This window comes from Pseudomonas sp. S31, assembly GCF_016648105.1.
Lineage (GTDB): Bacteria > Pseudomonadota > Gammaproteobacteria > Pseudomonadales > Pseudomonadaceae > Aquipseudomonas.
Map to the genome: position 1 here is coordinate 60661 of NZ_JACVVE010000010.1, position 16943 is coordinate 77603.

A 16943-nucleotide genomic window follows, 5' to 3' on the forward strand; every position below is an offset into this window, starting at 1 on the left:
AGTTGGAATTCTAGCCTACTCGTGAGTAGGTGGTCTACCGATTGGTTTTTTGCCTGCCGCAATCAGAGACCGATCCGACAAAAACAAGCAGGGGATGTGCTCGATGAAGATCCAAGGCGTAGCTGCAGTGGTAACAGGAGGGGCGTCAGGCCTCGGTGGCGCGGTGGTGGCAAGATTGGCCGCAGCGGGGGCCCGGGTTGCGATCGTCGATCTCAACCAGGAACTTGGCGAAGCGCACGCTCGCGTCACCGGTAGCGTATTCATCAAGGCCGACGTCACTCAGGAGGACGCGATCGAACACGCCTTGGAAACGGCCGAAGGCGTACATGGCAAGGCACGCATCCTTGTCAACTGCGCGGGTATCGGGCCGCCGGCCAAGGCTATTGGTCGAGATGGCAGGGCGTTGCCACTCGCCGACTTCGCCAGGATCGTCAATATCAACCTCAACGGCAGTTTCAACGTATTGTCCAAGTTCGCCGCCCGCTTGCACGCCACGCAGGCCAGCGAGGAAGAGCGTGGGGTGATCATCAATACCGCCAGCGTTGCGGCATTCGATGGGCAGATCGGCCAGCCGGCCTATGCCGCCTCCAAGGCCGGTATCGTCGGCATGACCTTGCCCCTTGCCCGTGAGTTCGCCCGCTACGGGATCCGGGTGATGACCATCGCACCGGGGATCTTCCTGACTCCGCTGCTGGCCGCGTTGCCCGAGGAGGCGCAGCAATCACTCGGTCAGCAGGTTCCCTTTCCCAGCCGTCTGGGCCAACCGGATGAGTTCGCCCAGTTGGTGCAATCGATCGTCGAGAACCCGATGCTCAATGGCGAAGTCATCCGCCTGGATGGCGCGATCAGGATGGCTGCCCGATGAATGTCGACGACCTGCAACTGGCCGCCGGCATTGCCGAGCGCGTCGAGCGATTCGTACGGGAGGTGGTTGTTCCCTACGAACAGGATCCGCGCCGGGATCATCATGACTGTCCCGCCGACGAGCTTGTCTGGGAACTGCGGGGCAAGGCCCGCCAGGCGGGTGTGCTGACACCTCATATCCTGGCCGATGGCAGCCACCTGAGCCAGCGTGGGACAGCCGTGGTGCTGGCGCGCACCGGTTTGTCGCCTCTGGGGCCGTTGGCTTGCAACACCTGCGCGCCAGACGAGGGCAACATGTACCTGCTGGGCAAAGTGGGCAGCGATTACCTCAAGCAACGATTCCTCGAACCGTTAGTGGCAGGTACGGCACGCTCGGCCTTCTTCATGACCGAACCGGCAGAAGACGGCGGCGCTGGGTCGGACCCGTCGATGATGCGCACCACCTGTCGCCGCGAAGGCGAAGATTGGCTGATCAATGGCCGCAAGGCCTTTATCACCGGTGCCCAAGGAGCCCAGGTGGGGATCGTGATGGCCAAGGCCGAGGAGGGCGCCTGCATGTTCCTAGTGGAGCTCCCTGATCCTGCCATCCGTATCGAACGGGTGCCGCGCACCCTCGACAGCTCGATGCCGGGTGGCCACGCCGTCGTCACGCTGGACAATTTGCGGGTACCCGCCAGGCAGATGCTCGGCGAGGCTGGGGAAGGTTTTCGCTATGCCCAGGTTCGGCTTGCACCGGCCCGACTGTCCCACTGCATGCGCTGGTATGGCGCCTGTCTGCGGGCCAACGAGATCGCCACCGATTACGCCAATCGGCGGATGGCGTTCGGCAAGCTGCTGATCGATCACGAGGGAACGGGATTCAGCCTGGCTGAGAACCTGATCGACCTCAAGCAGGCCGAGCTGATGATCGATTGGTGCGCGGGTGTGCTCGACAGCGGTGCGGCGGGCGGCAGCGAAAGCTCGATGACCAAGGTGGCGGTCAGCGAAGCCCTGATGCGCGTGGCCGATCGCTGCGTCCAGGTAATGGGCGGCAGTGGCGTGGCCGGTGACACCATCGTCGAGCAAGTCTTCCGTGAGATCCGTGCGTTTCGGATCTATGACGGGCCGACGGAGGTGCACAAATGGTCACTGGCGAAAATGATCAAGCGTGACTGGGTGAGGGCCACGCAATGAATGCCGTCGAGCAGCAGGCGAATGCCGGAGCGGGTGCCGTCCGGGCGCAGATGGAAGTCGACCAGGAGGCCCTGGAACGCTGGATGCGCACCAATGTGGAAGGCTTCCGTGGCCCTCTGAGCCTCCTCCAGTTCAACGGTGGGCAATCGATACCCACCTACCAGGTCACGACGCCAGGCGGTCAGTATGTGCTGCGGCGCAAGCCTTCCGGAGTGTTGCTCAAGGGCGCCCACTCGGTCGAGCGCGAGGCCCAGGTGCAGCAAGCCCTGGCACGGGCGGGCTATTGCGTGCCACGGATATTCGGCCTGTGTACCGACACCTCGGTGATCGGCGCGCCGTTCTACCTGATGGAGCGCGTGGAAGGGCGGATTTTCTGGGATGCCACCTTCCCAGGTGTCAGTGCTGCAGAGCGGCCGCTGTACTTCCAGGCCATGAACAGCACGCTAGCCCGATTGCACGGCATTGCACCAGCATCGGTGGGCCTCGAGCAATACGGCAAGATCGGCAACTATTTTTCGCGCCAGATCAGCCGCTGGACGCGCCAGTATCTGGAGGATGAGGCGGCCGGGCGAAACGCTGACATGGATCTGCTGGTGAAATGGCTTCCCGAGCATATTCCCAGTGGCGACGAAACCCGGATCGTCCACGGCGACTTCCGCTGCGACAACATGATTTTCCATCCCGAGCAGCCCCGGGTGATTGCAGTGCTGGATTGGGAACTGTCCACCCTGGGCCACCCCCTCGCCGATTTCGCCAACCACGCGATGATGTACCGGATGCCGCCGGACATCGTCGCCGGGTTGGCCGGCGCGGATCTGCAGCAGTTGAACATCCCCAGCGAGTCGCAATACGTCGAAGCCTATTGCCAGAGCACCGGGCGCACCTCGATACCCGAATGGGAGTTCTACATCGCGTTCAACCTGTTCCGCATGGCGGCTATCTTCCACGGCATCAAGGGCCGTGTCCTGCGCGGTACGGCAGCGTCTGCCCATGCCCATGAGCGAGCGAGGAGTTTCCCGGTGCTGGCAAAGCTGGCGCGCACGGCCTTGGAGGCATGTCGATGAACGATTCGGTATTGCTTGTGATTCACGAAGGTATCGCGACTCTGACGCTGAACCGACCACAGCAAGGCAATGCAATCGACCTGCCGATGGCTCAGGCGCTGCTCAAGGCAGTCATTGCCTGTGACCAGGACAGCAACGTGCGCAGTGTGGTGCTGACGGGGAGCGGAAAGCTGTTCTGCGCCGGTGGCGACCTGGATGCGTTCGTTGCTGCCGGGGATGCGATTGGTGGTTACCTGAGTGAGTTGGCTGGCACCCTGCACTTGGCGGTGTCGAGGCTGATGCGCATGGGCAAGCCGCTGGTGGTGTTGGTCAACGGTCCGGCGGCAGGCGCGGGCATGAGCCTGTCACTGCTTGGGGACATCGTCGTCGCAGCAGAGCGTGCGTCGTTCACCCCGGCCTATGGATCGATCGGCCTAAGCCCCGATGGCGGCCTGAGCTGGCTGCTGCCGCGCCTGGTGGGCTTGCGCCGCGCCCAGGAAATCATTCTGCTCAACCAGCCACTGAGCGCACAGCAGGCGCTTGCCGATGGCCTGGTCACCCGGGTAGTCGATGGCGCGCGGGTGCAAATGGAGGGGCTGGAACTGGCCCACGGGCTTGCAGCCATGAACGTAGCCGCCCTTGGCCAGGTGCGCCGGCTGTTGCTCGAAACCCACGCGGCCAGCCTCGAAGCCCAACTCGAGCAAGAGGCCCGAAGCATCTCGACATTGGCCTCTGGCTCCTTTGTGCGGGAGAAGGTCGCAGCATTCGTTGAACAACGCATCCACAAGAACAACAAGGAGTCGAGTCATGGCTGATGCCTATATCGTCGCTGCGGTGCGTACCGCCGGCGGTCGTCGAAACGGGAAGCTTGCAGGTTGGCACCCGGCGGATCTGGGTGCCGAGGTGCTCAATGCCCTGGTGGACCGTGCGGGAATAGACCCCGCTGCCGTGGATGATGTGATCCTCGGCTGCGTCACCCAGGCGGGTGAACAGGCGTTCGCCTTTGCACGAAATGTGGTGCTGGCATCGGAGCTGCCCCAGAGCGTCCCGGCAGTGACCATCGATCGCCAATGCGGGAGCTCACAGCAGGCGGTGCAGTTCGCGGCCCAAGCAGTGATGTCGGGCATCCAGGATGTGGTGGTGGCGGCGGGGGTCGAAAGCATGAGCCGCGTGCCAATGTTCTCCAACCTGTCACTGCACGAGAAGGAAGGGATTGGCATCGGCCCATTCAGTGAACGGATCCAGCGACGTTTTGGGGTCAAGACCTTCAGTCAGTTCGCCGGCGCGCAAATGCTAGCGCAAAAGTATGGCTACGATCGGATGATGCTGGATCGGTTCGCCCTGGGTAGCCATCAGCGGGCCGCTCATGCCGCCCGCACTGGCGCCTTCGATCAGGAAATCATCGGCCTGGACGTGGGCGGCGAGCAGCACCGGGTAGACGAGGGCATTCGCTTCGATGCCTCGCTCGAAGCCATCGCTGCGGTCAATCCCTTGGTGCCAGATGGCGTGGTCACTGCAGCCAACGCCAGCCAGGTCTGCGACGGTGCCTCTGGCGTGCTCATCGTCAGCGAACGGGCGTTGAAAGCCCATGGGCTGACGCCGATTGCCCGGATCGTCGATATGACGGTGACGGCGGGCGACCCGGTAATCATGCTCGAAGAGCCGATCCATGCCACGCGCAAGGCGCTGAAGAAGGCCGGCATGAACATTGCGGATATCGACCTGTACGAGGTCAACGAAGCATTCGCACCTGTGCCACTGGCCTGGCTCGATGCACTCGAAGCCGATCCGCAGCGCTTGAACGTGAATGGCGGCGCCATCGCCCTGGGCCATCCGCTGGGTGCCTCGGGGACCAAGCTGATGACCACCCTGATACACGCGCTCAAGTCCCGGGGCAAACGCTATGGTCTGCAAACCATGTGCGAAGGCGGTGGCATTGCCAACGTCACCATCCTGGAGGTGTGCTGATGACTTTTCGCAACCGCGTGACGCAGCTGTTGGGAATCCGGCATCCCATCGTCCAGGGTGGGATGATGTGGGTAGGGCGGGCCGAACTGGCGGCTGCGGTTTCCAACGCCGGTGGCCTGGGAACCTTGACCGCGCTGACCCAGCCGACCCCGGACGATTTGCGGCGCGAGATCGAGCGCTGCCGGCGTATGACCGACAAGCCTTTCGCGGTGAACCTGACCATCCTGCCGTCGGTCAATCCGCCGCCCTACGCCGAGTACCGCCAGGCAATCATCGAATCGGGCGTACGTATCGTGGAAACTGCAGGCAACAAGCCCCAGGAGCACGTCGAGGCGTTCAAGGCCCACGGGCTTACCGTGATCCACAAGTGCACTGCCGTCCGCCATGCCCTGTCCGCGCAGCGCATGGGCGTGGATATCATCTCCATCGATGGTTTCGAGTGCGCCGGGCATCCTGGGGAGGATGACATCCCTGGGCTGGTGCTGATTCCCGCCACCGCCGACCAGGTCGACATTCCCATCATCGCCAGTGGGGGTATCGGTGATGGGCGAGGCCTGGCGGCGGCGATGGCCCTGGGGGCGGAAGGAGTGAACATGGGTACACGCTTTTGCGCCACTCGCGAGGCTCCCATCCACGATGCCATCAAGGCGTTCCTCGTAGAGAACGACGAGCGTGCCACCAACCTGATTTTCCGCCGATTCCACAACACTGGTCGCGTTGCGCGAAACAGCGTATCCGATACGGTGGTGAAGTTATCCAACGAGGTAGGTGCGACTTTCGAGGATATTCGTAGCTATGTGTCGGGTGCACGTGGCCGTGAGGCCCTGGAAACCGGAAACCTCGATGCCGGGCTCATCTGGGCAGGGCAGATCCAAGGCCTCATCCGGGATGTACCGACCTGCAAGGAACTGTTGGACCGCATGGTCGACGATGCTCGGCAAATCATTCGTGGGCGGCTGGCCGGCATGCTCGAACATCGCCAGGAGATCGCATGATGAATTATCAATACATCGACGTCCGCCACGAGGGGCGTCTGACCGTGATCACGTTGCAACGCCCCGAGGCGCATAACGCACTTAACTACGCAGCTCATGAAGAACTGCAACGTGCCTTCGACGATTTCGCCAGAGATGCCGAGCAGTGGGTAGCCATCGTCACTGGCAGTGGCAGCAAGGCGTTCTGCGCTGGGCACGATCTGAAGCAGCAAGCCGACAACGGCAGCCTGGGGACTCCGCCTGGGGGCTTTGGCGGTCTCACCTCGCGTTTCGACCTTAACAAACCCGTGATTGCCGCCGTCAACGGCGTGGCCATGGGCGGCGGGTTCGAGTTGGCCTTGGCCTGCGACATCATCGTTGCCTCGGAAGCCGCCGCGTTCGCCCTTCCGGAAGCCAGGGTCGGCCTGGCCGCATTGGCCGGCGGTATGCAACGCTTGCCCAGATTGATTGGCTTGAAGCGCAGCATGGGCATGCTGCTCACGGGCCGCCGGGTCTCGGCCAGCGAGGGGCTGCAGCTGGGCTTCGTCAACGAAGTCACGCAAGGAGATGTCATGCAGGCCGCGCGTCGCTGGGCAGACGATATCCTGGCGTGCAGCCCGTTGTCCGTGCGCGCCACCAAGGCAGCGGTCATGCGCGGCCTCGATGTGCCGTTGCCGCAAGCCTTGCATGAACAATGGGATGACCCTCAGGTGCAGGCGATGCTCAACTCGCAGGATGCCATCGAAGGGCCCAAGGCATTCGCGCAGAAGCGTTCTCCCCGATGGGTTGGGTATTGATCCATCAAAGTGTGCTAGCCAACAGAACAAGAAGAGGACAAGCCATGCACCCGTTCATCCATGCCAGTGAGCAACCTGATGCCGCAGCCTGCATCCTGGCGTCCACCCAGCAAGTGCTGACCTACGGCGAGCTGGACGCCCGCGCCAACCAAGGCGCTCATCTGCTGCGCAGCCTGGGCTTGCGACGCGGCGATACCGTTGCGGTGGTACTGGGCAACGATTTCGAGATGTTCGTTGCCGCCTGGGCCACGCAGCGTATCGGTCTCTACATGACCGCGGTTTCGACCAAGACCTCGGTTGATGATCTTGCCTATGTATTGGAAAATTCTGAAGCCAAGGTGTTGATCGCGGGGGCGGCATACTCGGAGCTAGCCGCCCTGGCGGCCAGCAAAGCCGGCTCCGATCGTTTGACCGTGTTCGGCCATGCCGCAGGCCAGGTGCCCTTCCAAGAAGCCAGCGAGGCGTTCCCAGTCCGCCTGGTGGACGACCCTAGCGCTGGCGCGGACATGCTCTACTCATCTGGGATGACCGGGCGACCCAAGGGTGTGAAGCCGCAGTTGCCCGAGGGGGCCATCGAGACCATTACGCCGCTGATGCAATTGGGCGAGCATTTGTACGGCATGGGCAAGACCAGCCGGTACCTCTCGACATCGCCGCTTTACCACGCGGCGCCGCTGCGCTGGGCGATGGTCATACAGCGCTTCGGTGGCACCGTGGTGATCATGGAGCGCTTCGATGCGCAGCAGTCGCTGGCGCTGATCGAACAGTATCGCATCACTCACGCGACGTTCGTGCCGACCCATTTCGTGCGCATGCTCAAGCTCGATGCGCAAACCCGCCAGCACTATGACCACACCTCACTGCAAGCTGTGATCCATGCCGCAGCTCCCTGCCCGGTCCCGGTCAAGCATGCGATGATCGATTGGTGGGGGCCGATCATCCATGAGTACTATTCCGGTACCGAAACCTGTGGAATCACCGCCCTGGACTCCGTCGAGTGGCTGGCCAGACCCGGTTCGGTCGGCCGCGCGGTTCTGGGTGTGGTGAAGATCGTCGGCGCAGACGGCCAGGAAGTACCAGCCGGCACGCAAGGGGACGTGTACTTTGCCGATGGTCCGAGGTTCGAGTATCACAACGACCCGGACAAGACCCGCCAGGCCTACAACGACAGAGGCTGGGCGACGCTCAGTGATATCGGCTGGGTCGACGAGCAAGGGTACTTGTTCCTGACCGATCGCAAGAGTTTCATGATCATCTCGGGCGGGGTGAATATCTATCCACAAGAGATCGAAAACCTCCTGATCACCCACCCGGAAATAGACGATGTGGCGGTGATCGGCGCACCGGACGATGAAATGGGCGAGCGGGTCGTCGCCATCGTGCAGTTGAAGGCGGGTATCGTGGCGAGTGACCCGTTGCGCGAGCGCCTCAGGCTGTTCGTGCGTGAAGCGTTGGGAGGCGTCAAATGCCCCCAGCAGTTCGACTTCCGAAGCGAGCTACCCCGCGAGCCCACGGGGAAACTGATGAAGCGATTGCTCAAGGCGGAGTACGAGGCCGCGCATCGATCAGCCACTACCACCTGCGCGGGATGAGGTGCTGACATGGACGTCGATATCTACGAGGACAAGCCCTGGTTATCGCGCTATGCAACTGGGCTGCCGAAAACCATCAGCCCTGAGCACGATAGCCTGCTGACTGCGTTGCAAGGCGCCGTGGCGAAAAGCCCTGAGCTGCCACTGATTCACTATTTCGACGGCACCATGACCCTGCGCCAGCTGGATGAGGCGTCGAGTCGTCTGGCGATGACGTTGATCGCGAACGGTTTCATGGCAGGCGACACGTTGGGCCTGTATCTGCAGAACGACCCTGCCTTCGTGATTGGCCAGCTGGCCTGCTGGAAAGCGGGTGGCGTGGCGGTGGCCATCAATCCCATGAACAAAGCGAGGGAGCTGGCTTTCATCCTGCAGGACTGCGGAGCTCGGGCATTGCTTTGCCTCGATGCCCTGTACAGCGAAGTGGCTGAGCAGGTGCTGGCGCAGGGAGCGGTACAGGTGTCATTGGTGGTGACCACTTCCATGCTCGATGGCCAGTCTACCCACGATGCCAGGGTCCTGGATGATCGGCAGCGACGCCCCGTCGCTGCTGGCGTGCTGGACTTGCAGGCGATCACCGACGCCCGCAGTAGCCTCGAGGGCTTCTTGCCCGCTCGGCCTGCTGCTCATGACGTGGCCATGCTTACCTACACTTCTGGGACCACCGGAAAGCCCAAGGGGGCGATGAACACCCATGGCAACTTGGTGTTCAACGCCCAGGCCTATCGTGACTGGGTTGGCCTGACCCCTGACGACAAGATCCTGGGCATCGCTCCGTTGTTTCATGTCACTGGCTCGGTGGTGCATGTGGCGCTGGCTTTGCTGACCTGTTGCCCTTTGATACTCACGCATCGCTTTCACCCAGGCGTGATCCTGGATGTGATCCGTCAACAGCGTCCCACGTTCACCATCGGCGCTATCACTGCGTTCCAGGCCCTGATGAATGCACCGGGTGCGAGCAGGGCCGACTTCGCGTGCTTTCGAGCCATCTTTACCGGTGGCGCACCCGTGTCGCCGGCCACGCTCAGTGCCTTCGAGGATTTTTCCGGTGTGTATCTGCACAACGCCTTCGGTATGACGGAAACCTGCTCGGCGACCCACCTGGTACCGTTCGGGCAAAGGGCACCGGTGGATCCGCGGTCTGGCGCCATCTCGATCGGCGTGCCCGTCTTCAACACCAGTGTGCGGATTGTCGACGACGAAGGGGCAGTCGTGCCTGTGGGGGAAGAGGGTGAGATCGTCGATTGCGGACCCCAGGTGATGAAAGGCTACTGGGGGCAGCCTGAAATAACTTCACAGGCGCTGGTCGCGGGATGGCTGCGAACCGGCGACGTCGGTTTCATGGACGCGCAGGGTTGGTTCTACCTGGTCGATCGCAAGAAAGACATGATCAATGTCAGCGGCTACAAGGTCTGGCCTCGTGAAGTGGAGGATGTGCTCTACGAGCACCCTGCGGTGTTCGAAGCCATCGTGGTGGGCATCAGCGATAGCTACCGAGGCGAAACCGTCAAAGCGATCGTATCGTTGCAGCAAGGGATGGGGGCCACGGAAGCTGCACTGATCGAACACTGCAAGGCGCGCCTGGCTGCCTACAAATACCCTCGACAGGTCGAGATCGTGGATAGCCTGCCAAAATCTGCCAGTGGAAAACTGCTCAGGCGTGCCTTCAGGTGACCGGAGCCATCCAACCTGGTGTCTGCTTCGGGGCGGTTCGCCACCCCGATGGTCCCCCCGTGCAAGGGGCTACTGGCCCTTGGCCAATTGCTGTGCTCGCTGGCCATTGCCCGCTGGCAACTGATCGAATTCGTGCAGCCCGTTCCTGGCATACGGGTCGCCGATCCAGCGAGGCATGGCCACGAACTGCTCGCCTACCAGGCTCTTGCTCGGCTCGAAGCCGTCATAGCTCAGCCCGGCCAGGTCGGAAAGGGTGTGGATCAGGTGCGAGCTGCTGTACGGCCGCTCGCTGGCTGCCTGCAAGTCGCGCGGGTGAGCCTGTTGCCAGCTTGGCGAAGTCCAGACCAGGAACGGGATGGTGTACATCGGTCGGGTCGGGGCGCCTTCGTTGCGGCCCAGGCGGTCGTGCTTGCCGCTGCTGTAGACCTCCTCGCCATGGTCGGACAGGTACACCAGGAAACCGTTGGGCGTAGTAGCGGCGTAGTGCTTGATCAGGTTGGACACCACCAGGTCGTTGTGCAACACGGCGTTGTCGTAGGCGTTGTAGGTGTCCACCTGGTCGTCGGACAGGCTCGGCGGCACGCCCTGGCGATCCTTGAACTGGGCCATCTGCTCGGGGTAACGGTAGCGGTAGTCCATGTGCGTGCCCAGCAGGTGGACGATGATCAGCTTCTTCGGCGCAGGGTCGGCCAGCACCTTGTCGAACGGCGCCAGCACCACGTCGTCGTACTGGCGCGCGTTCTGGTTGCGCTGGTTGTTCAGGTAGTACTGCTCGTCGGTCTGCTGCGAGAAGGTGGTGAGCATGGTGTTGCGCTTGGTCATGGTCTGCTGGTTGGTGATCCAGAAGGTCTTGTAGCCGGCCTGCTTCATCAGGTTGATCAGCGATGGCGAATCGAGGAAGCGATCGGGATGCTGTTGGTCGCCGAAGGTGAGGATCTGCTGCATCACCTCGATGGTGTAGGGCCGCGGCGAGACCACGTCCTGGAACACCGTGAGGTTGTGGTCGTTGGCGGCCAGGGCATCCAGGTTGGGCGTGGTCGGGCGACCGTAGCCATAAAAGTGCATGTGCTCGCGGGTGGTCGACTCACCGAGTACCAGCACCAGGGTGCGTGGATCCGAGCCGCTGCTGTCCTTGAGGTTGCTCAGCGGCGGCAGGGCGGCATTCTGGTCGAGCAGTTTCTGCATGTTGCCCAGTTGCTGGCGGTATTGCGCATAGCCGACCGCCAGTTGCCAGGGCACCGCCGGCTCCATGCGTTGTTGCACCTTGTCCAGGGCATCGGCGAAGTTGCGCTCCTGGCCGACCATCTGCTTGTAGAACGGATACACCAGATTGGCCGCCACCAGCAGCACCGCCAGCGCCACGCGCGGCAGGGCCGGCATGCGCAAGGGTCGTATACGGCGCCACAGCAGTACCGCGACCACGCTGTAGAGCAGCAGGGCCAGGCACAGGCTCAGGCTGAAGTACTGGCTGAAGTACTCCCCGGCTTCGGCGCTGTTCGATTCGAACATGACGAAGATGACGCTCTGCGAGAACTCTTGGTGATAGATGCCGAAGTAGCTCAGGCCGACCAGCGAGGCCGCCTACAGCACCAGGCCGGCCCAGTCCACCTTGCGGCGGGAAGGGGAGGAAGTCGACACGTTTAACCCATATCCAGAGGGCCGCCAGGGTGCGCATGGGCGCGTGCGGCCGAGGTGGGCAAACTAGCAATCGAATTGTGATGAAACTGTCAAAAATGCGTGCAGGGATCGTCTGCCCCGGGCTCTTCAGAGCCGCCCGGCCTGGCGCTCCAGCACCAATGCCCGCAGGGTTAGGCGGGTTTGCCCGAGCAGCACCTCGCGCACCGTTTCCATGCGCTGGCGGTCGATGTTGTCCCAGCCCAGCACCCCCAGCACCTGGCGGCGCAGCACACGAAACACCATGCCCTGGCTGTTGATGGCGAAGGTGCGGATCAGCGTGCGTTGATCGTCTGCAGGCAGCCCGGTGAGCCGCCCGACGATGGCCGTGGTGACGCTGCCGATGCGCCGGTGCAGGCGTTCGTCCATCAACTCGGCGGTGCCGGGTGGGCCCAGGCCGGCCTGCTCGCGTGCCATGAACAAGCGCCAGTCGCGGGCCGAAGGGCTGTCGTGGATGAACCCGATGAAGCAGCCGATCAGCGCGAGGTAGATGTCGATCAACTGCTCGTCGGTGCTGACTGGTTGCGCCAGCACCTGTTCGGCTTGCTCGATGGGCGGGGTCAACTGCTCCCAGACGCGGTCGATGATGTGCTCGACGCAGGCCAGGTACACGCCTTCCTTGTTGTCGAAGTAATACTGCAACGCCGGCGCGTTGACCCCCGCGTCGGTGGCGATCTCTCGGGTCGAGGCACCGTCGAAGCCGCGTTCGCCGAACAGGCGCAAGGCACTGTCGATGATACGCGCACGGGTCTCTTCGCCGCGTTGGTAGCCGCCTTCGGCAGTGGGTTTGTGTCGGGCCATGCGAGCACCTGCTGAACAGAATGTCGGAAAATATACCACTTGACATAAAACTCGGGGAGATACATTTTTTTACAACTGGAATAATTTGGAATCCCGCCGGCATGTCCTCCGAACACCCCCTCGGTCAACACGATCGCCTTCAGCCCGTCCCGGCGCCGCAAACGCCCACCGAAAAATCCCGTAGCCCCAAGCGGGTACTGGCCGGGCTCGGCATTCTCGCCGGGGTGGCCGCGCTGGTGTGGGGTGGCCATTGGTATCTGGTCGGCCAATACATCGAAACCACCGACGATGCCTACCTGCAAGCCGACAGCATGACCGTCGCGCCCAAGGTCGGTGGCTACATCGCCGAGGTGCTGGTGGCCGACAACCAGCAGGTCGAGGCCGGGCAGGCGCTGGCGCGCCTGGACTATGGCAACTACCAGGCGGCGGCCGACCAGTCGAGCGCCACCGTGCAGGCCCGCCGGGCCGATGTCGCCCGCGCCGAGGCCGAGTTGGCCCAGCAGGACGCCAGCATCGCCCAGGCCCAGGCCGAGCTCGCTGGCGCCGAAGCCGATCTGCGCCATGCCCGCAGCCAGGTGCAGCGCTATGCGCCGCTGGCCCGCTCCGGGGCCGAGACCGAAGAGCGCCTCGACACCCTGACCAACGAGCAGTCCCGCGCCACTGCCACCCTGACTGCCAAGCAGGCGGCCCTGCGTTCCGCCCAGGTGCGCATCGGTACGCTCAAGGCCAGCCTGCAGCAGGCCCAGGCGCAACTGGCCGTTTCCCAGGCCAGTGCCCGGCAGTCGGACATCGACCTGCAAGACACGGTGTTGACCAGCCCGATCGCCGGCCGCGTCGCCGACCGCAGCGTGCGGGTCGGCCAGTTCGCCCAGCCCGGCACGCGGCTGATGACCATCGTCCCGGTGCATTCGCTGTACCTCACCGCCAACTTCAAGGAAACCCAGATCGGCGCCATGCGCCCCGGGCAGACGGTCAGCGTGCACATCGATGCACTGCCAGGGCAGACCTTGACCGGGCATGTGGACAGCATCTCGCCCGGCACCGGTGCGCAGTTCGCCCTGCTGCCGCCGTCCAACGCCACCGGCAACTTCACCAAGATCGTCCAGCGGGTGCCAGTGCGCATCGTCCTGGACATTCCCGAGGCCGTGCGCCCGGCGCTGGTGCCCGGGCTGTCGGTGACCGTCGACGTCGATACCCGCACCGGCCCGGACGCCCAGCATGGCTGAGGCGACGCTCACCGCAGGCGACACCCCGGGACGTACCGCCAACGCCTCGCTGACGGATTGGATCGCCGTGGCGGCCGGTTCGCTCGGCGCCTTGCTGGCGACCCTGGACATTTCCATCACCAACTCGGCGCTGCCGCAGATCCAGGGCCAGATCGGCGCCACCGGCACCGAAGGGACCTGGATCAGTACCGGCTACCTGATGTCGGAGATCGTCATGATCCCGCTCGCCGCCTGGTTGACGCGGGTGTTCGGCCTGCGCCGCTTCCTGATGAGCATGGCGCTGCTGTTCACCCTGTTCTCCATGTACTGCGGCATGTCCGACAGCCTCGCCGGCATGATCGCCGGGCGCATCGGCCAGGGCTTTGCCGGTGGTGCCATGATTCCGACCGCGCAGACCATCATCCGCACCCGCCTGCCGCAGCATCAGTTGCCCATCGGCATGAGCGTGTTCGGCCTGACCGTGTTGCTGGGGCCGCTGATGGGCCCGGTGGTAGGCGGCTGGCTGACCGAGAACGCGAGCTGGCGCTGGTGCTTCTTCCTCAACCTGCCGGTGAGCATCGCTCTGGTGACCCTGCTGTGGACGGGGCTGAAGTCCGACAAACTCGATCTGGAGCGCTTCTTCAAGGCCGACTGGCTGGGCATCGTCGGCCTCACCGTGGGCCTGAGTTCGTTGACCGTGGTGCTGGAGGAGGGCCAGCGCGAGCGCTGGTTCGAATCGCACATGATCATCTGGCTGACCGTGTTGATCGTGATCGGCTTCGTGCTCATCACCCTCGGCCAGTTGACCGCCAGGCAGCCGATCATGCGCCTGAGCCTGATGCGCAACGCCAACTACGCCAGCGTGATCCTGATCGTCTCGGTGGTGGGGGCTGGCCTGTATGGCATTTCCTACCTGCTGCCGCAGTTTCTCGGCAACGTCTCGGGCTATAACGCCCAGCAGGCCGGCTCGATCATGCTGCTCTCGGGGGTGCCGGCTTTCCTGTTGATGCCAGTGTTGCCCAAGTTGCTGGCCCGCTATGAAGCGCGTTGGCTGGTGAGCATCGGCCTGGCGCTGTTCTGCGCCAGTTGCCTGCTCGATGTGGCGCTGACCGCCGACAGTGTCGGCCATGACTTCTGGGCTTCGCAGATTCTCCGTGGCTTCGCCCAGATGCTGGCGATGATGCCGCTCAACCAGGCGTCGATGTCCGCGGTGAAAACCGAAGAAGCCGGCGACGCCGCCGGGCTCTACAACATGGCGCGCAACCTGGGCGGCTCGATCGGCCTGGCGTTGATCGGCGTGCTGGTCGACCGCCGCGAGCACTACCACGACGCCATACTGCGCGAATCGGTCAATGCCAACAGCACCTTGGTGCAGGACCAGATGGCCACCCGTACCGCCGGCTTCCTGGCCCAGAGCGGCGATATCGCCCACGCCCAGATGCAGTCGCTCGAACAACTGGCCCAGACCATCGCCCGCGAGGCGCTGGTGATGACCTATGGCGAGGCCTTCCTGTTGCTGGGCCTGGCCCTGCTGGCGTGCATCCCCCTGGCATTGCTGCTCAAGACCCGTAAATTGCAAGGTGCTGCTCGATGATTCAGAAGACATTGCTAGCCACGTTGATCGTGGCTGCGATCACCGGCTGCACGGTCGGCCCCGATTACCAGGGTGCGCCCGAGGTGGCCGACAAGACCCTGGCCGCCGGGCGCCTGCCCCATGATGCCCGTGCCGAGCCTGCGGCCCCGCCGGTGGCCCAGTGGTGGCACGGCCTGGGCGATACCCAACTCGACGCCCTGGTGAGCCAGGCGCTTGCCCATAGCCCGACGCTGGCCGAGGCCGAGGCGCGGCTGCGCCAATCCCGTGCGGGCCTTGCCAGCGAGCAGGCCGCCGGGCGTCCGAAAATGTCGGCCAACGCGACGATGCTGCGCATGCGTTCGCCAGACGTATCGCAGTTCACCGGCGGTGAAGGCGGTGGTGGCGGGCGCGGCCCATTGAGCCTGTACCTGGCCGACTTCGATGCCAGTTGGGAGGTCGACCTGTTCGGCGGTACCCGCCGCGCCATCGAGGCCGCCGATGCCAGTGCTGGCGCCAGCGCCGCGCAACTGGCCGATGCCCAGGTGCAGTTGGCGGCCGAAGTGGTGCAGGCCTACGTCGACCTGCGTGACCGCCAGCAGCGCCTGGCGTTGGTGGATGCCTCCAGCGAACTGGAACAGCAGGTGCTGGAGCTGACCCGTCAGCGCCGCAGCCGTGGCGTGGCCAGCGAGTTGCAACTGGAGCAGGTGATCACCCAGGCCGATACCACCCGTTCGCAGCGCTTGCCATTGCAAGCGCAGATCGTCGAGTCGCTCGACCAGTTGGCCATGCTCTGCGGCCTTGAGCCAGGCGAGCTGGATACCCGTCTGAAATCACCCGAGTCGCTGCCGAATGTGCCGGCCCAGGTGCCCCTGGCAGACCCGTCGGCGTTGCTCAAGGCCCGCCCGGACATCCGCGCCGCCGAACGCCAACTGGCCTCGGCCAATGCCCAGATCGGCGAGAAGACCGCCGACTGGTTCCCCAAGCTCAGCCTGTATGGCGACCTGGGGTTCAGCGCCGGCGACCCCGGCCACCTGGCACGCAAGGACAACGCCACCTGGCTGGCCGTACCGCGCCTGACCTGGAACGCGCTGGATTTCGGTCGGGTCAAGGCATCGGTCGAAGGCGCCGAGGCCGGCCGCGACATTGCCCTGGCGCAGTATCGCGGCACCGTGCTCGACGCCTTGCGCGATGCCGACAGCGCCTTGGCCCGTTATGGCCACCAGCGCGAGAACGTGGTGCTGTTGCGCGGCATCCAGGCCAGCGCCGAACGCGCGGCAGAGCTGACCCGCCAGCGCTACCGGGCAGGGACGGCCAGTACCCTGGATTGGTTGGATGCGGAGCGTACGCGGTTCGATGCGCAGCAGAACCGGGTGTCGGGGGATGCGCAGCTGTTGAAGGATTTTGCGGCGTTGCACAAGTCGCTGGGGTTGGGGTGGGAGGGGTAGAGTCGAGCTTTCATATTTTGAAACTTAATAAAAGGTCACTCGAGCGAAATAAACAAAATTCTTCGAAGGGAAGGTAGTTCAAACGATCCTACAGACTGTTAAGAAAAGTCATAAGTGATCTTCAGGTTACAACCAGGAGCTAAGCTCGAGCCCGCAAAAT

13 protein-coding genes and 1 pseudogene are annotated in these 16943 nt (G+C 63.6%); 12 read left to right on the forward strand and 2 right to left on the reverse strand.

Annotation, left to right across the window (positions count from 1 at the left end; all coding sequences use genetic code 11):
* Window positions 1-103 precede the first annotated feature (103 nt).
* The 9 genes from IAE37_RS09915 to IAE37_RS09955 are packed head-to-tail and all read left to right on the forward strand — an operon-like array spanning window position 104 to window position 10085.
* A complete protein-coding gene (locus IAE37_RS09915) occupies window positions 104-865 on the forward strand; it encodes an SDR family NAD(P)-dependent oxidoreductase (protein ID WP_201172836.1) in 762 nt (253 codons plus the stop codon).
* Window positions 862-2037: an acyl-CoA dehydrogenase family protein gene (locus IAE37_RS09920; RefSeq protein WP_201172838.1), complete on the forward strand. Its 1176-nt coding sequence runs from the start codon at window positions 862-864 to the stop codon at window positions 2035-2037. Before IAE37_RS09915 ends, IAE37_RS09920 begins: the two co-directional genes overlap by 4 nt.
* Window positions 2034-3101: a phosphotransferase gene (locus IAE37_RS09925; RefSeq protein ID WP_201172840.1), complete on the forward strand. Its 1068-nt coding sequence runs from the start codon at window positions 2034-2036 to the stop codon at window positions 3099-3101. Before IAE37_RS09920 ends, IAE37_RS09925 begins: the two co-directional genes overlap by 4 nt.
* A complete protein-coding gene (locus IAE37_RS09930) occupies window positions 3098-3895 on the forward strand; it encodes an enoyl-CoA hydratase/isomerase family protein (RefSeq protein WP_201172841.1) in 798 nt (265 codons plus the stop codon). Before IAE37_RS09925 ends, IAE37_RS09930 begins: the two co-directional genes overlap by 4 nt.
* Window positions 3888-5048 (forward strand): acetyl-CoA C-acetyltransferase, encoded by a 1161-nt coding sequence (locus IAE37_RS09935; protein WP_201172842.1) that lies wholly within the window; start codon window positions 3888-3890, stop codon window positions 5046-5048. Before IAE37_RS09930 ends, IAE37_RS09935 begins: the two co-directional genes overlap by 8 nt.
* Complete coding sequence (locus IAE37_RS09940) at window positions 5045-6043, forward strand: NAD(P)H-dependent flavin oxidoreductase (RefSeq protein ID WP_236409892.1); 999 nt, start codon at window positions 5045-5047, stop codon at window positions 6041-6043. The genes IAE37_RS09935 and IAE37_RS09940 overlap by 4 nt, the downstream gene beginning before the upstream one ends.
* The gene (locus IAE37_RS09945; RefSeq protein WP_236409887.1) at window positions 6040-6819 is read left to right on the forward strand and encodes an enoyl-CoA hydratase-related protein; all 780 of its coding nucleotides are present in this window, start codon (window positions 6040-6042) and stop codon (window positions 6817-6819) included. The genes IAE37_RS09940 and IAE37_RS09945 overlap by 4 nt, the downstream gene beginning before the upstream one ends.
* Window positions 6820-6863: 44 nt before the next feature.
* Entirely contained in the window at window positions 6864-8411 is a 1548-nt protein-coding gene (locus tag IAE37_RS09950; protein WP_201172848.1) for an acyl-CoA synthetase, read from the forward strand.
* A 9-nt stretch (window positions 8412-8420) separates the two neighbouring features.
* Window positions 8421-10085 carry a class I adenylate-forming enzyme family protein gene (locus IAE37_RS09955; RefSeq protein WP_201172851.1) on the forward strand — a complete coding sequence of 555 codons (1665 nt, stop codon included), beginning with the start codon at window positions 8421-8423 and terminating at the stop codon, window positions 10083-10085.
* A gap of 69 nt (window positions 10086-10154) precedes the next feature.
* Here IAE37_RS09955 and cptA read toward each other — a convergent pair.
* Together cptA and IAE37_RS09965 are read right to left on the reverse strand one after the other, a co-directional pair.
* Window positions 10155-11666: pseudogene (cptA, locus tag IAE37_RS09960) on the reverse strand (phosphoethanolamine transferase CptA); the annotation flags it as partial.
* A 183-nt stretch (window positions 11667-11849) separates the two neighbouring features.
* A complete protein-coding gene (locus IAE37_RS09965; protein WP_201172854.1) occupies window positions 11850-12560 on the reverse strand; it encodes a CerR family C-terminal domain-containing protein in 711 nt (236 codons plus the stop codon).
* A 101-nt stretch (window positions 12561-12661) separates the two neighbouring features.
* On the opposite strand from IAE37_RS09965, the gene IAE37_RS09970 reads away from it, so the two are divergent.
* The 3 genes from IAE37_RS09970 to IAE37_RS09980 are packed head-to-tail and all read left to right on the forward strand — an operon-like array spanning window position 12662 to window position 16783.
* Window positions 12662-13786 carry an HlyD family secretion protein gene (locus tag IAE37_RS09970; protein WP_201172857.1) on the forward strand — a complete coding sequence of 375 codons (1125 nt, stop codon included), beginning with the start codon at window positions 12662-12664 and terminating at the stop codon, window positions 13784-13786.
* A complete protein-coding gene (locus tag IAE37_RS09975; RefSeq protein ID WP_201172859.1) occupies window positions 13779-15359 on the forward strand; it encodes a DHA2 family efflux MFS transporter permease subunit in 1581 nt (526 codons plus the stop codon). Before IAE37_RS09970 ends, IAE37_RS09975 begins: the two co-directional genes overlap by 8 nt.
* The gene (locus IAE37_RS09980; protein WP_201172861.1) at window positions 15356-16783 is read left to right on the forward strand and encodes an efflux transporter outer membrane subunit; all 1428 of its coding nucleotides are present in this window, start codon (window positions 15356-15358) and stop codon (window positions 16781-16783) included. Before IAE37_RS09975 ends, IAE37_RS09980 begins: the two co-directional genes overlap by 4 nt.
* Window positions 16784-16943: the final 160 nt, after the last annotated feature.

Excerpts from the sequence above, each read along its gene's own strand:
- IAE37_RS09975 (WP_201172859.1), top strand. The coding sequence starts at position 13,779 with ATGGCTGAGGCGACGCTCACCGCAGGCGACACCCCGGGACGTACCGCC.
- IAE37_RS09950 (WP_201172848.1), top strand. The coding sequence starts at position 6,864 with ATGCACCCGTTCATCCATGCCAGTGAGCAACCTGATGCCGCAGCCTGC.
- IAE37_RS09925 (WP_201172840.1), top strand. The coding sequence starts at position 2,034 with ATGAATGCCGTCGAGCAGCAGGCGAATGCCGGAGCGGGTGCCGTCCGG.
- IAE37_RS09970 (WP_201172857.1), top strand. The coding sequence starts at position 12,662 with ATGTCCTCCGAACACCCCCTCGGTCAACACGATCGCCTTCAGCCCGTC.
- IAE37_RS09920 (WP_201172838.1), top strand. The coding sequence starts at position 862 with ATGAATGTCGACGACCTGCAACTGGCCGCCGGCATTGCCGAGCGCGTC.
- IAE37_RS09965 (WP_201172854.1), bottom strand. The coding sequence starts at position 12,560 with ATGGCCCGACACAAACCCACTGCCGAAGGCGGCTACCAACGCGGCGAA.
- IAE37_RS09935 (WP_201172842.1), top strand. The coding sequence starts at position 3,888 with ATGGCTGATGCCTATATCGTCGCTGCGGTGCGTACCGCCGGCGGTCGT.
- IAE37_RS09930 (WP_201172841.1), top strand. The coding sequence starts at position 3,098 with ATGAACGATTCGGTATTGCTTGTGATTCACGAAGGTATCGCGACTCTG.
- IAE37_RS09955 (WP_201172851.1), top strand. The coding sequence starts at position 8,421 with ATGGACGTCGATATCTACGAGGACAAGCCCTGGTTATCGCGCTATGCA.
- IAE37_RS09915 (WP_201172836.1), top strand. The coding sequence starts at position 104 with ATGAAGATCCAAGGCGTAGCTGCAGTGGTAACAGGAGGGGCGTCAGGC.
- IAE37_RS09980 (WP_201172861.1), top strand. The coding sequence starts at position 15,356 with ATGATTCAGAAGACATTGCTAGCCACGTTGATCGTGGCTGCGATCACC.
- IAE37_RS09945 (WP_236409887.1), top strand. The coding sequence starts at position 6,040 with ATGATGAATTATCAATACATCGACGTCCGCCACGAGGGGCGTCTGACC.